The organism is Winogradskyella sp. 266wxhm (assembly GCF_058964685.1).
Genome location: NZ_CM179559.1, coordinates 1,214,094 through 1,228,541, shown reverse-complemented (window position 1 = coordinate 1,228,541; position 14,448 = coordinate 1,214,094). Strand labels below are relative to the sequence as shown.

Genomic DNA, 14,448 nt, shown 5'->3' with positions numbered 1-14,448 from the left:
GCTGCTATCTAATATACGCTAAGTTCTGTATAATAGTTGCTATGTGTTTCAAGTTTAAGAAGAATTTAATGTTTGGGTAATCTCTTATGCTAAATTTATTTCCTCATTTACTTTGAGCTTGAAGCGCTTTCTAAAAAGGTAAACGCCTAAGTATAAAAAAGGAGTGTCAAAAGCAGCTATTAAAACTTTAAATAAGAATCCTGAAATGAGCAACCCTAAAAATTTGTCCCATTCAATTTTACCAAAACTACAGAGTAATACTAAAACCGTGGCCGTATCTATAAATTGAGATAAAAACGTTGAGCAGTTATTGCGGAGCCAAAGGTGTTTTCCTTTGGTTAGCTTTTTCCAGAAGTGATAGATTTGAATGTCTATAAATTGAGCAAATAAATAAGCCATCATACTTGCAAAGACCGCGATTGCCGTACTACCGAAAACAGTTGTAAAAAGATCGTCTTTTACTGGCGACCATGATGTTGAAGGAACTGTATTAGCAACATATACTATTAGCATAGAAAAGAATGATGCAAAAATGCCTGCAACCACAATATCATTAGCTCTCTTTTTACCATAAATTTCACTAATTAAATCCGTGATTAAAAATGTAATAGGATAAGGGAGAATGCCAACCGAAATTTCAAAAAGCTTACTGCCAAAAACTTCTATATCGATAGGATACCAATAAAAGAATTTTTGAAATATAAGATTAGAAACTACAAGTGAGGTTATAAAAAGAGCACCAAGGAGTAAGTAGATACGTTGCGCTAAAAGCTTGTCTTTTAATAGCATTAAAAATGGTTGATAAATAGTTTCAGTAAAGATAAAGTAATAAATTTTGTTTTAGTTATTTTGTTTCCTCTTATGAAATCTGTCAAAACCATTTACATAGCATTAGGTAGTAACAAAGGCGATAAAATGCAGTATTTGCAATCTGCCATTGATGCTGTTTTTGAAAAGGTTGGTGTCGTAAAAAAAATCTCAAAAGTTTACAAAACACCAGCACTTGGTTTTGAAGGTGACGACTTTTATAACGCTTGTATCAAAGTTGAAACTGAGCTTAAACCAAAATCTGTACTCAAGGAGCTTAAGACTATTGAATTTAAGCTAGGACGAAAAGCTAAGACTTCTGAAATTTATGAGTCTAGAGAAATTGATCTTGATATTCTTTTGTTTGATGATGAAGTGCTAAATGATAGTAATTTAGTGATTCCGCATCCGCACATGCAAAAGCGAAAATTTGTTTTGCAGCCACTTTTAGATATTACAAAAGAAGTAGAACACCCTGTTTTAAAGTTTACTATTGAAAGTTTGTTAGATTATTGTGAAGATACTTCGGTTATAGAACCCGTAAATATTTGGTTAAAAAGTCCAAAACGGCATTATAATTTTACGGACTTCAATTTTATTGCCATTGAAGGAAATATAGGTGCAGGGAAAACAAGTCTGGCGACTAAGATTTCGCAAGAGTTCAATGCGAAATTAATTTTAGAGCGTTTTGCAGATAATCCATTTCTGCCAAAATTTTATAAAGAGCCAGAGCGCTATGCGTTTACATTAGAAATGTCTTTTTTGGCAGATCGTTACCAACAAATTAGTGATGACTTATCGCAGTTAGATTTATTCAAGGATTTTATGGTAAGCGATTATGATGTGCATAAATCGCTGATTTTTTCAAAGGTTACACTGCCTGATGATGAGTTTAGATTGTACCGTAAATTATTTTATCAGGTTTATAAAGATATTGCGAGACCAGATTTGTATGTCTATCTCTATCAAAACACAGAACGTTTACAAGCTAATATTAAAAAGCGAGGACGTAAATACGAGAAAGAAATTCAAGATGAATATTTAAATAAAATCAATTCCGGATATCTAGAATTTTTAAAATCACAGTCTGAACTCAATGTAAAAATCATTGATATTTCAGATAAAGATTTTGTGAAGAATCGTGAAGATTATTTGTGGCTTCTAAGAGAAATCAGTTCGTAGTTTTGTTATTCTGAACTTGCTATTGCTGAATTTATTTCAGTATTTCAGAATCTCATCAGCTAATTTTAAAGCGAATAAAGCGTTGTTATAATTTTGCTGTTATCGCTACTTAATATGACTTCATTCAATAAAAGAACTTCCTTAGCTTTAAAGTTAAAAGGTGCTGCTGTTATATCAACTCCGCTTTTATGTTTTAATCTGTTACTGCGATTAGCAATAATATCAATATTTGGTGTAAAATGACCAATAGGGACATGTTCTGTTAGATTGATGTATTTGTAATGCTGAAGTTTGTCTAAAATTTGTTGAATTTCCTCATTAGATAAATGCTGAAGCACTTGTCGTAAAATAACACAGTCGGCTTTCGGTAATTGATCTTTGGAAATATCTAAACATAAAAATTCTAAATTTTCAGCTTCAAACAATGTTTTGTTACGATCTATAAGCTCAGGAACAATATCAACAGCAAAATAATGTTGTGTGTATTCTACAAGGTGTTTCCCAATATTAAAATCACCACAACCTAAATCACAAACGGTTAAATTTTGATATGATTTTAAAAAGCTGATAACTACCTTGAGATATGGCTCAATAATCTTAGGTTTGTGAGAGCCTTCGCCAGAATAAAAATCGGAACCTTGTCCGCCCCAAAAATGCTTTCTATAAATCTGTTGCATTACGGCTTTGGTTGGCCAAGGACTTTTTTGTTTTTTCATGATTGTCATTCAATACTTGATGTGAATCTATTTTGTTGTAGAGTATACTTTTAAATATTGCGAAATAGTTGTAGTTTTAATTTAATATGAATTGTTTTATTATTTTTCTAATTCAAAAAGGAACTCCTTTTAGTGGGCCAGTAAATGTGCCAAGAGGTGATAATAGTGGCTCGTCAAACGCAACACCTTAGGATTTTTTGATTGCTTTAGTAATTCTTATGATAGTCTTCCTGATTATATTTAAAATAAAAAATCGAAAAAATTAATCATTCAACATTTTAGAAAAATATTAGATAGTTTTCATAATCTTCGAAAACACATCCCAAACAACAACACCACAGCTCACCGAAATATTCAGGGAATGTTTGGTGCCATATTGTGGAATTTCAATAACGGTATCACTAGCGTTAATAACATCTTGAGAAACACCTTTTACTTCATTACCAAAAACAAAAGCATATTTAGTGTTTGGTTGAGGTTGAAAATCATTGAGCATGGTGGCATTTTCGGCTTGTTCAATGGAGCAAATTTTTACACCATCAGACTTTAACTGTTCAGCAACACTAAGCGTATTTTCTGCATACTCCCAATCAACAGTTTTGGTACTGCCTAATGCGGTTTTTCTAATGTCATTATGAGGCGGTTGTGCTGTTATACCACACAAGTAGATTTTTTCAATCAAAAAAGCATCGCTTGTTCTAAAGACAGAGCCAATATTGTTTAGGCTTCGAATATTGTCTAATATGATGATTATCGGTGATTTTTTGGCAGCTTTAAATTCCTCAATTTCCAATCGGTCTAGTTCGCTGTTTTTCAGTTTTCGCATGTTGAAATCTTGTGTTTTTTGTAGATAACTTCTTTAGTATTCCTTTTATATAACAAGGCTATTTGGCTACATTAGCAATCTTACAATTGTAACAAAAATAGAATTAAAAACTTAGAATACCATTGGCTAAAAAAGCAAAAAAAGAGACTCCTTTAATGAAACAGTATAATGCTATCAAGGCTAAATACCCTGATGCGTTACTATTGTTTAGAGTTGGTGATTTTTATGAAACCTTTGGTAGCGATGCTGTTAAAACGGCTAAGATTCTAGATATTATTCTTACCAAAAGAGGTGCTGGTAGTGAAAGTGAAACCGAATTGGCTGGTTTTCCGCATCATTCGTTAAATACCTATTTGCCAAAATTGGTTCGTGCTGGTGAGCGTGTAGCTATTTGCGATCAGTTGGAAGATCCTAAGCAAACCAAAACAATTGTAAAGCGTGGTGTTACAGAGTTGGTTACACCAGGTGTAGCTTTAAATGATGATATACTTCAGTCGAAATCCAACAACTTTCTCTGTGCGGTTCATTTTGACAAGAAAAATATTGGGATTTCATTTTTAGACATCTCAACAGGTGAGTTCTTAACTTCTCAAGGTAATGCGGAGTATATTGATAAGTTATTGCAAAACTTCAATCCTAGTGAAGTTCTAATTTCTAAAAAAGCTAGAAAAGAATTTGCTGAAACTTTTGGTAACGATTTTCATACCTTCTTTTTAGAAGATTGGGTTTTTCAAGCCGATTATGCCAATGAAACTTTAACGAAGCATTTTAATACAAAAACCTTAAAAGGATTTGGTATTCACGATTTATACGAAGGTATTATTGCTTCGGGAGTTGTGCTTCATTATTTAAGTGAAACTAGGCACAATAAGTTAGAGCATATTGCAACAATTTCAAGGATTGCAACAGATGATTACGTTTGGATGGATAAATTCACTATTCGCAATCTTGAGCTTTACCATTCCTCAAACACCAATGCCGTAACACTTATTGATGTTATTGATAAGACAATTTCGGCTATGGGAGGAAGAACTTTAAAACGTTGGTTAGCGCTTCCGTTAAAGCATGCTGATAAAATAAAACAGCGTCATGAGGTGGTAAAATACCTTTTGGAAAATGAAGCTAAACTTTTAAAAATTCAAGGTCAAATAAAGCATATCGGAGATATAGAACGCTTAATATCTAAGATAGCAACGACTAAAGTGAGTCCACGAGAAGTGGTGCAATTAAAGAACTCGTTAGAAGCTATTGTACCAATTAAATCAATTGCTGAAAGTTGTGAGAATGATGCGCTGAAAGTATTGGGTTCTAATTTGAATAATTGTGACTTGCTTAGAGAAAAAATTAAGCAAACACTTAACGAAGAAGCGCCTGTAAACGTTCTTAAAGGTAACACCATTGCCGATGGTTTTTCAGAAGAACTCGATGAGCTCAGAGGTTTATCACAATCTGGAAAAACCTATTTGGACAATATGCTTCAACGTGAGAGTGAGCGTACAAGGATTCCATCTTTAAAGATAGCATCTAATAACGTTTTTGGATATTATATTGAAGTTCGAAATACTCATAAAGACAAAGTTCCGCAAGAGTGGATTCGTAAGCAAACTCTGGTAAATGCAGAGCGCTACATAACTGAAGAACTTAAGGAGTACGAAGCTAAAATTCTTGGTGCTGAAGAGCGTATATTGGCTATAGAGCAACAATTGTTTTCTGAGTTAGTAACCTGGATGCACCAGTTTATTGTGCAAGTACAGCAGAATGCACAACTTATTGGTCAGCTAGATTGTTTGTGTGGGTTTGCGAGTTTAGCAAAATCAAACAGTTATAATTATCCTGAAATTGATGATAGCTTTGCTTTAGAAATAAAAGATGGTCGTCATCCTGTTATAGAAAAGCAGTTGCCTTTGGGTGAAGCTTATATTGCTAATGATGTTTATCTCGATAGAGAGTCTCAACAAATTATAATGATAACTGGACCTAATATGTCTGGTAAGTCGGCCATATTAAGACAGACAGCTTTAATTGTGCTATTGGCGCAAATAGGAAGTTTTGTTCCTGCTACTGAAGCAAAAATAGGTTTGGTAGATAAGATTTTTACTCGTGTTGGTGCCAGTGATAATATTTCTATGGGAGAATCTACTTTTATGGTAGAAATGAATGAAACCGCATCCATTCTTAATAATATCTCTGAGCGTAGTTTAGTATTATTAGATGAAATAGGAAGAGGAACAAGTACGTATGATGGTATTTCCATCGCTTGGGCCATTAGCGAATATTTACATGAACATCCTTCAAAACCTAAAACTTTATTTGCTACACATTATCATGAGCTCAATGAAATGTGTGAGACATTTAAACGTATAAAGAACTTTAATGTTTCAGTAAAAGAGCTGAAAGACAATGTACTTTTTGTACGTAAGTTGGTTGAAGGTGGTAGTGAGCATAGTTTTGGTATCCATGTGGCTAAAATGGCAGGCATGCCACAGCAAGTCATCAGAAGAGCAAATAAAATATTATCTAAATTAGAGAAGTCTCACTCTAGCGAAGAGCTTACAGATAACATTAAATCAATGAAAGATGATATGCAGTTAAGCTTTTTCAACTTAGATGATCCTCTACTTGAGGAAATTAAAGATGAGATTTTGCATACAGATATAGATACATTAACACCGGTTGAGGCCTTGATGAAACTCAATGAAATAAAGCGAATGTTGGTGAAGAAAAAGCAAGCTTAAAATAAATTGTATTTATTTTTAAAAAAGGCTTTGCATTTATAAGATTTATTTTAAATTTGCATCCGCTTTTACAGCGAAATAGTTCTTTTAAAACTGCGAAAGTAGCTCAGGGGTAGAGCATCACCTTGCCAAGGTGAGGGTCGCGGGTTCAAATCCCGTCTTTCGCTCTACAATAATATATACCAATAAAGTTACAGTCTGTAACTTGGACGCTGAAGTGGTGGAATTGGTAGACACGTTGGACTTAAAATCCAATGGCCATTATGGCCGTGCGGGTTCAAGTCCCGCCTTCAGTACAAAAAGCCTTATCAAAATTTTGATGAGGCTTTTTTATTTCACAAGTGTTTCTATGTCACTTATTCTCTAGGTTTTTGTCATATTTTTTTAGATTGAATAATAGTGTTTTAACAAAATAATTACAAATTTACGCAACCGATTGCGTTATTCTTGATCTAAAAGTTTATATTTGGAAGAATTAATGAATACAGATAAATAATTTGTAGGATAATTTATTCACAATTAATGTCGAAAACGAGTATTTTTTTGAGAAACTTAATAGTGCGTTATCACGCTTTACTGATTTTAAGTTTTATTCTAGTCCCTTCAATTTCTCTTAATGCCGAAAATGGATATGATCTTTGGTTACGTTACAGCTATTTAAATAATAGTGAGATACGCGAGAATTACAGTCAATATTTTAATAAAATTAATATTAGTGGAGAAAGTGAGACCTTAGTAGTTATTAAAAATGAACTTCTTAGAGCTTCGGAAGGCATGCTTAAAGAAAAAGTTCTTTGGGAAAATGACTATTTAAAAGCTAAACTAATATTTGTAAATAAAGAGAACTATCCAAAGGACTTAGGAAAAAAAGTTCCTCAAGATTGGACCAGTATTGGTGAAGAGGGATTTAGTATTAAATATGTAAAAATCAATGACGATTATAAAATTATTATAGCAGGAAATTCTGAAATAGGATTACTCTATGGAACTTTTGAATTGTTGAAACAGATGCAGATGCAAAATAATCTATCTCGTCTCAATATTATTGAAAGTCCTAAAACTGATATACGACTGTTAAATCATTGGGACAATTTAGATAGAACTGTAGAGCGTGGTTATGCTGGGTTTTCCATTTGGAACTGGCATAAGCTCCCAGAGTATATAGATCCTAGATATGAAGACTACGCAAGAGCTAACGCAAGTATAGGAATAAATGGTACGGTTTTAACAAATGTCAACGCTAACGCTTTAGTGTTAACACCAAGATATATAGAAAAAGTAAAAGCTTTAGCTGATCTATTTAGACCTTATGGAATCAAAGTTTATCTAACGGCACGCTTTTCTGCACCAATAGAAATAGGAGAGTTGGAAACGGCTGATCCTCTCGATGAGAAAGTAAAGAATTGGTGGGCAAAAAAAACAGCGGAGATTTATAAAGAAATACCAGATTTTGGTGGCTTTTTAGTAAAAGCTAACTCAGAAGGACAGCCTGGTCCTCAGAATTATGGTCGCAATCATGCTGATGGTGCTAATATGTTGGCAGATGCTGTTGCTCCTTTTGGAGGTATTATCATGTGGAGGGCTTTTGTATACTCAGAACACGATCCTACCGATAGAGCAAAACAGGCCTACAGTGAATTTGTGCCTTACGATGGTAAATTTCGTGATAACGTAATAATTCAAGTAAAAAACGGTGCTATAGATTTTCAACCTAGAGAGCCTTTTCACCCAATGTTTGGTGCTATGCCGAAGACGCCTTTAATGATGGAGTTTCAAATAACCCAAGAATACTTAGGATTTAGTACACATATGGTTTTTCTCCCAAAATTATATGAAGAAGTTCTGAAAGCTGATACCTATCGTGAAGGAGAGGGATCAACAGTAGCTAAAGTTGTTGATGGCTCACTTCATAATAAATCAATATCAGGAATGGCCGGTGTGTCTAATATCGGTACTGATATAAATTGGACAGGTCATCCTTTTGCTCAAGCAAATTGGTATGGTTTTGGGCGTTTGGCTTGGGATCCTTATTTGTCAGAAGAAGAAATTGCTGAAGAATGGTTAAAGCTAACGTTTAGCACAGATCCTAATTTTATTGAAACAATGATTCCTATACTTATGGAGTCTCGAGAAGCTGTAGTTAATTATATGACTCCACTTGGTCTTCATCATTTAATGGCTACAGGTCATCATTATGGACCAGGACCTTGGGTAGATGATCTTTCAAGACCAGAGTGGAATCCTACATATTATCATAAGGCAGACAAAGAAGGTATAGGTTTTAATCGAAGCGAAACAGGTACTAACGCCGTTTCCCAATATGAAGAAACGGTGGCGAAAAATTTCAATGAACCTGCAACTACACCAGAGGAACTATTGCTTTGGTTTCATCATTTGTCTTGGGATTATAAAATGAAAGATGGAAATATACTTTGGGATGCACTAGCTCTTAAATATCAAGAAGGTGTTAACCAAGTAAACAAAATGATAAGCACTTGGGAGAAAATGAAACCATATATAGATGAGGAACGTTTTGAGGAAGTGAAAATGTTGCTTTCCATTCAGTTGAAAGAAGCCAAGTGGTGGAGAGATTCTTCTTTAGTCTATTTTCAAGAATTTTCAGGAAAACCAATTCCTAATGGTGTGCCAAAACCAGGTAAAACACTAGAAGAATATAAATCAATGACATATCCATATGCGCCAGGTATAAGGCCAAGATGGTAACCAATATCAATTTTAATGAGAAATAAAACGGCAATCGTAACTGGCGGTAATTCTGGTCTGGGCTATGCCACGGCCAAGAAATTCTGCGATAATGGTTATACCACTTATATAGTTGGTAGAAACCAAGAGAAAACAGCTAAAGCCTGCGAAGAATTAGGTGAATTGGCAAAACCAATCGTATTTGACCTTGATCAGTTAGATAAAATACCTGAAATGATTAGTCAAATAGCAGAAACCGAAGGACATATTGATGTTTTGGTCAATAATGCCGGAATTAACATGAAAAAGGAATTTATTGAAGTTACTGATGAAGAATTCGATAAAATCATTCATACCAATATGAAGAGTGTTTTTGCGATATCTAGAGAAGTTGTAAAGGTGATGAAGAGTAATGGAGGAGGAAATATCGTTAATATAAGCTCAATGGCAGCTCAGTACGGTATTCCAAAGGTAATTGCCTACACCGCTAGTAAAACAGCTATTGAAGGCATGACACGCTCTATGGCTGTGGACCTTGCTCAGTACAGAGTTAGAGTAAATTGTGTTGCGCCAGGTTTTATAAAAACTCCAATGACAGCAGAAGCACTTAACTCAGATCCTGAAAGAAAAAATAAAGTATTTTCTCGTACACCAATGGGTAAAATGGGTGAGCCAGAAGATATTGCAGATGCTGTTTTCTTTTTTGCTAGCAATGAAGCCAAATTTGTAACAGGTGTCACCATGTGTGTTGATGGCGGTAATTCCATTGGTTTTTAGTTTATGAAATATCAGATGTTACATACAATGCGTTGGTTCGGTCCACAAGACAAAATTAGTCTTCGAGATATCAGACAATGTGATGTAAAAGGCATAGTTACAGCCCTGCATCATGTCCCAGTTGGTGATATTTGGACTGTTGATGAAATAAAAAAACGTCAACAGGAAGTTCGTGACCAAGGAATGGAATGGACTGTTGTAGAAAGTCTGCCGGTAAGTGAAGATATTAAACGACAGAAAGGAGATTTCAAGATTCATATTGACAATTATAAGACTAGCCTTAAAAATTTAGCCACTTGTGGTATTTATGTGGTGACTTATAATTTTATGCCTATACTAGATTGGGTTCGTACCAATCATGCGTATGTAAATGTAGACGGATCAAGAGCTTTACTATACGACCATAAAGCGTTCATTTATTTTGATGTATTTCTCTTGAAAAGACCAGGAAGTAAAGAAAGTTATTCAGAAGAAGAAGTTGAGGTTGCGCTTCAATACGGACAAAACCTTACCGATAGTGAAAAAGAACAATTATTTAGAAATGTATTATTGGGACTTCCAGGAAGTACAGAAAATTTTACAGCTAAAGAAATATTGGCACTTTTAGATAACTATAAGGATATTGATGATTCTTCACTCAGAAATCATCTCATTTATTTTTTAAAAGAAGTTGTCCCAGTAGCTGAAGAGTTAGGTATTAAGTTAGCCATTCACCCTGATGATCCTCCTTTTTCTGTAATGGGTTTACCTCGTATTGTGTCACAAGCTAGCGATCTTCAGCAGATTTTTGAAGCTGTTCCTTCAGTCGCTAATGGACTTTGTTTTTGTACGGGTTCTTTAGGTGCTCATCCAGATAATGATCTAATAAGGATTATAAATCTATTTGATGAGCGTATTCACTTTTTGCACTTAAGAAATGTAAAACGAGAAAATAAGGATGTTTTTAGAGAATCAGCCCATCTAGATGGAGATGTTCAGATGAAGTCTGTCATGATAGAGATTTTAAAGCTAATGGAAAAACGTAAAGTTAACTTACCAATGCGACCAGATCATGGTTTTCTTTTTTCTATGGAAGGACAAAAAGAACAGTATCCTGGATATTCGCTTATAGGAAGAATGAAAGGACTAGCAGAACTGAGAGGATTAGAAATGGGAATTTCTAATTAGTATGGTTAGTTTCAGAATAGTTGAAATATTTGATAAAAGCAAAACTATAAAACATTAATTATTAATTGTTTAATAAAGCATCTGAAGCCAAAAACGAAACGATAGTATGAAGGAAAGATTAAGAATTATAACACTTCAAAAAAGAATTTTACAGCTAACCTTTTGTTTGTTTGTAATTTTTTCTTCTTCCGGGCAAGTTAAGCTTCCTACTATTTTTCAAGATGGCATGGTTTTGCAAAGACATACCAATATTAAGGTTTGGGGCTGGGCTTCACCTGGTGAAAAAGTAAGGGTGAAATTTAACGGAAAGTCTAAAACAACAAAAACATCTCGCGATGGTAGTTGGAGTATAGAGTTGCCAAAAATGAAAGCAGGAGGTCCTTTTACTTTAAAGGTTTCAGGAACTAATGAAATTATTTTGAATGATGTCCTTATAGGTGATGTCTGGTTATGTTCTGGTCAATCTAACATGGTACATCAACTAGATATTCATGATGTTACTTATGCAGATGAAATTAAAAATGTGAATTATTCTGAAATAAGGCATTTCAAAATTCCTACGAATACTGACTTAAATGGTCCAATCAAAGATTTAGACGGTGGCAAATGGCAAAAAGCCATAGATGAAGAAGTAAGACCATTTTCTGCAGTAGCCTATTTCTTTGCAAAAAAATTATATAAAAAATATAATGTTCCTATAGGTTTGATAAATGCGAGTGTTGGCGGAACACCTATCGAGGCTTGGATAAGTGAGGATGGTTACAAAAATTTTCCTAAATTTTTAGAAGTCATAGAACGAAATAAAGATACAAGTTATGTCAATAGCTTAAATGGTAATCATAACAATACCGACAGTTCTCCTCTTCCTAAAGATAAAGGTCTTATAGGTGAAATCCCTTGGTATTCATTAGGTTTTGAACCTAAAAATTGGCGTAGAATAAATATTCCAGGATACTGGGAAGACCAAGGTGTTAGAGATTTAAATGGAGTAGTTTGGTACCGAAGAGAAATTCAGTTGCCTCAATCTATGACAGGCGAGGAAGCTGAGGTATTTCTAGGTAGAATTGTAAACGCAGATGAGCTTTACATCAATGGAAAAAAGATAGCTCAAACAACTTACCAATATCCACAACGACGCTACAATGTGCCTAAGGATGTTTTAAAAGAAGGTGAAAATCTGTTTGTGATTCGTGTGACAAATTATGGTGGAAAAGGTGGTTTTGTACCAGACAAACCGTACAAGATTTTTAATGAAAGAGATACTGTAGATCTAAAAGGATATTGGGAATATAAAGTAGGTGAAGTGTTTCCTCCTCGAGATAGAAGCAGTTTTGCAGGTCCTCGAAGAATTAATCCTCAAAATGAACCTACAGCACTTTACAATGCTATGGTGGCACCTTATTTGGAATATCCAATAACAGGAGTTCTATGGTATCAAGGAGAAAGTAACGCTGGGAGACCAGAAGAATATGCTGAATTATTACCAGCATTGATAAAGGATTGGAGAGCTAAGTTTACTAATGTAGAATTACCATTTATATATGCTCAGCTTCCTAATTTTGGAGATGTAGATTATCTGCCTACAGAAAGTGGTTGGGCAAAGTTACGCGAATCTCAATTGAAGTCTTTAGTAGTGCCCAATACTGCTATGACTGTTAATATTGAGTTAGGAGAGTGGAATGATATTCACCCAGATAATAAAAAAGATGTGGGTGAACGAATGGCTTTGGCGGCACAAAAATTAGCTTATAAGGAAGATATTGTCCATTCAGGACCATTATATAAAAGCCATATTATACAAAAAGATAAAGTTATTATCTCCTTTTTAAATATTGGAGGTGGACTTATTACAGATGATGGCGAAGAGCTCAGCGAGTTTGCAATTGCAGGTGAAGATGGTGAATATGTTTGGGCAAATGCAAAAATAGTGGATAACAAGGTTGTGGTATGGAGTGATACTGTGCCTCATCCGAAGTATGTAAAATATGCCTGGTCTGATAATCCAGACAATCCTAATTTATATAATAAAGAAGGTTTACCAGCTTCACCTTTCAGAATTGAGTAGGCGTTTATCTAAGGTGTAATTCAAGAGTTTTAAAGTGTTGAAATACTATTAAATACGGTGAAATTGTTAAAAATGAATCTATTTACGAAATCGATTGCATAAATTTTGCTTTTAAAGCTTTTTTTTAGTTTATTTACTATATATAGTAGAGTTTTTAAAGCTTCGCAATTCTTTATTTCAAAAAAGAAAAAACAATCTAAATTATAATATAAATAAAAATTAATATAATGAAAAAAATCTTTCTTAGTGTACTGGTTTTTGGTTTTATCTTGACTGGCTGTAGCCCAGACGAATCGAATGGCGTTAGGGTTGGTGGGCCAACAAATAGTTCAGATGATGATGGAGGAAATTCAGGAGATCCTCTTTTATATAATCCCACAGAAAATCTTAAAGACATGGCTAGTTTTCCAATTGGAAATATTGTGTCTGCGTCACGTTTGGCTTCTTCGTCTGAAACAGAATTCAGAAGTATGCTAAATAATGACTACAATAGTATTACGGCAGAAAATGATATGAAAATGGCCAACATATTTGTAGGACCAGATAGTTTTGACTTTAGTGATGGTGATGCCATAGTTGCTTATGCTAAAGCTAACGGAATGCGAGTTCATGGACATGCATTAGTTTGGCACCCAGAATATGCTATTCCAGATTGGTTAGAGAATTTTGCAGGTACAGACCAAGAGTTCGAGGCTCACATAGAAAATTATGTAAAGACTACTGTAGAACATTTTGCACAAGAGGTAGATGCAAACGGAAATTCTATAGTTGAGGCATGGGATGTAGTGAATGAATACTTTAGTGATGATGGTGGTATAAGATCCTCTCTTTTCACTCAAAGAATGGGGGCAAACTATATTGAAAGGATTTTTCAATGGGCACGAGAAGCGGATCCAGATGTAAAACTTTTCTACAATGACTATAACGTTGCAGGGCAAACAAATAAGCGTGCCGCTATTTTATCTATGGCAACTAGTTTTCAAAATAGTGGAATACCTATAGATGGTATTGGTATGCAAATGCATTTAAGTAGTGCATGGCCTTCTCTTAACGAAGTAAGCAATGCAATTACAAGTGTTGCAGGTTCTGGATTATTAGTCCATATTTCAGAATTGGATATAGGAATTAACCCTGATGAAGATATTACATCGCTAACTTTAGAACGTGCTCAACTGCAAGAGAGCTATTACAATCATGTTTCTTCTGAATATAACTCTATTGTTCCAGCTGCTCAACAGTATGGTATTACCGTTTGGGGTGTAAGAGATCAAGATAGTTGGAGATATGATGGAGGTACAGAATGGCCTTTACTTTACAATGAAAACTATGAGTTTAAAATAGCACATAGAGGATTTGCAGACGGACTTTAGAATATAATTTACTAAAATATTGAATATCTCATATAGACCTTGTTTTTGTTTGAAGAGCAAGGTCTTTTTTGTTTAAGAGTCCATAATTACTCGCTTTAAT

Annotated in this window: 10 protein-coding genes and 2 tRNA genes; 9 read left to right on the top strand and 3 right to left on the bottom strand. The window is 34.3% G+C overall.

Annotation, left to right across the window (positions count from 1 at the left end):
- Nucleotides 1-84: 84 nt before the first annotated feature.
- Nucleotides 85-789: a queuosine precursor transporter gene (locus AC2H4K_RS05410; RefSeq protein WP_493742951.1), complete on the bottom strand. Its 705-nt coding sequence runs from the start codon at nt 787-789 to the stop codon at nt 85-87.
- A gap of 72 nt (nt 790-861) precedes the next feature.
- Here AC2H4K_RS05410 and folK point away from each other — a divergent pair, with 72 nt between their 5' ends.
- On the top strand, nt 862-1,989 hold the full coding sequence (gene folK / locus AC2H4K_RS05405; protein ID WP_493742950.1) for a 2-amino-4-hydroxy-6-hydroxymethyldihydropteridine diphosphokinase: 1,128 nt from the start codon (nt 862-864) through the stop codon (nt 1,987-1,989).
- A 65-nt stretch (nt 1,990-2,054) separates the two neighbouring features.
- Here folK and AC2H4K_RS05400 read toward each other — a convergent pair whose 3' ends face one another.
- Nucleotides 2,055-2,705, bottom strand: coding sequence for a class I SAM-dependent methyltransferase (locus AC2H4K_RS05400; protein WP_348634883.1), 651 nt, complete (start codon nt 2,703-2,705; stop codon nt 2,055-2,057).
- Between the two features lie 289 nt (nt 2,706-2,994).
- A complete protein-coding gene (locus AC2H4K_RS05395; RefSeq protein WP_281138760.1) occupies nt 2,995-3,531 on the bottom strand; it encodes an RNA methyltransferase in 537 nt (178 codons plus the stop codon).
- 122 nt (nt 3,532-3,653) lie between these two features.
- Here AC2H4K_RS05395 and mutS point away from each other — a divergent pair, with 122 nt between their 5' ends.
- The 8 genes from mutS to AC2H4K_RS05355 all read left to right on the top strand — a co-directional run bounded on the left by mutS (nt 3,654) and on the right by AC2H4K_RS05355 (nt 14,348).
- Nucleotides 3,654-6,266 carry a DNA mismatch repair protein MutS gene (gene mutS, locus AC2H4K_RS05390; protein ID WP_281138759.1) on the top strand — a complete coding sequence of 871 codons (2,613 nt, stop codon included), beginning with the start codon at nt 3,654-3,656 and terminating at the stop codon, nt 6,264-6,266.
- A gap of 95 nt (nt 6,267-6,361) precedes the next feature.
- Nucleotides 6,362-6,433, top strand: a tRNA-Gly gene (locus AC2H4K_RS05385).
- A gap of 44 nt (nt 6,434-6,477) precedes the next feature.
- A tRNA-Leu gene (locus AC2H4K_RS05380) sits at nt 6,478-6,562 on the top strand.
- Between the two features lie 247 nt (nt 6,563-6,809).
- The gene (locus tag AC2H4K_RS05375; RefSeq protein WP_493742949.1) at nt 6,810-8,990 is read left to right on the top strand and encodes an alpha-glucuronidase family glycosyl hydrolase; all 2,181 of its coding nucleotides are present in this window, start codon (nt 6,810-6,812) and stop codon (nt 8,988-8,990) included.
- A gap of 15 nt (nt 8,991-9,005) precedes the next feature.
- Nucleotides 9,006-9,746, top strand: a complete 741-nt coding sequence (locus AC2H4K_RS05370; RefSeq protein WP_493742948.1) for an SDR family NAD(P)-dependent oxidoreductase — start codon at nt 9,006-9,008, stop codon at nt 9,744-9,746.
- A gap of 27 nt (nt 9,747-9,773) precedes the next feature.
- Nucleotides 9,774-10,913 carry a mannonate dehydratase gene (gene uxuA / locus AC2H4K_RS05365; RefSeq protein ID WP_493742947.1) on the top strand — a complete coding sequence of 380 codons (1,140 nt, stop codon included), beginning with the start codon at nt 9,774-9,776 and terminating at the stop codon, nt 10,911-10,913.
- A 106-nt stretch (nt 10,914-11,019) separates the two neighbouring features.
- The gene (locus AC2H4K_RS05360; RefSeq protein ID WP_493742946.1) at nt 11,020-12,978 is read left to right on the top strand and encodes a sialate O-acetylesterase; all 1,959 of its coding nucleotides are present in this window, start codon (nt 11,020-11,022) and stop codon (nt 12,976-12,978) included.
- Nucleotides 12,979-13,205: 227 nt separating this feature from the next.
- A complete protein-coding gene (locus AC2H4K_RS05355; protein ID WP_281138754.1) occupies nt 13,206-14,348 on the top strand; it encodes an endo-1,4-beta-xylanase in 1,143 nt (380 codons plus the stop codon).
- The last annotated feature ends 100 nt before the right edge of the window (nt 14,349-14,448 follow it).

Excerpts from the sequence above, each read along its gene's own strand:
- AC2H4K_RS05410 (WP_493742951.1), bottom strand. The coding sequence starts at position 789 with ATGCTATTAAAAGACAAGCTTTTAGCGCAACGTATCTACTTACTCCTT.
- folK (WP_493742950.1), top strand. The coding sequence starts at position 862 with ATGAAATCTGTCAAAACCATTTACATAGCATTAGGTAGTAACAAAGGC.
- AC2H4K_RS05400 (WP_348634883.1), bottom strand. The coding sequence starts at position 2,705 with ATGAAAAAACAAAAAAGTCCTTGGCCAACCAAAGCCGTAATGCAACAG.
- AC2H4K_RS05395 (WP_281138760.1), bottom strand. The coding sequence starts at position 3,531 with ATGCGAAAACTGAAAAACAGCGAACTAGACCGATTGGAAATTGAGGAA.
- AC2H4K_RS05370 (WP_493742948.1), top strand. The coding sequence starts at position 9,006 with ATGAGAAATAAAACGGCAATCGTAACTGGCGGTAATTCTGGTCTGGGC.
- uxuA (WP_493742947.1), top strand. The coding sequence starts at position 9,774 with ATGCGTTGGTTCGGTCCACAAGACAAAATTAGTCTTCGAGATATCAGA.
- AC2H4K_RS05360 (WP_493742946.1), top strand. The coding sequence starts at position 11,020 with ATGAAGGAAAGATTAAGAATTATAACACTTCAAAAAAGAATTTTACAG.
- AC2H4K_RS05355 (WP_281138754.1), top strand. The coding sequence starts at position 13,206 with ATGAAAAAAATCTTTCTTAGTGTACTGGTTTTTGGTTTTATCTTGACT.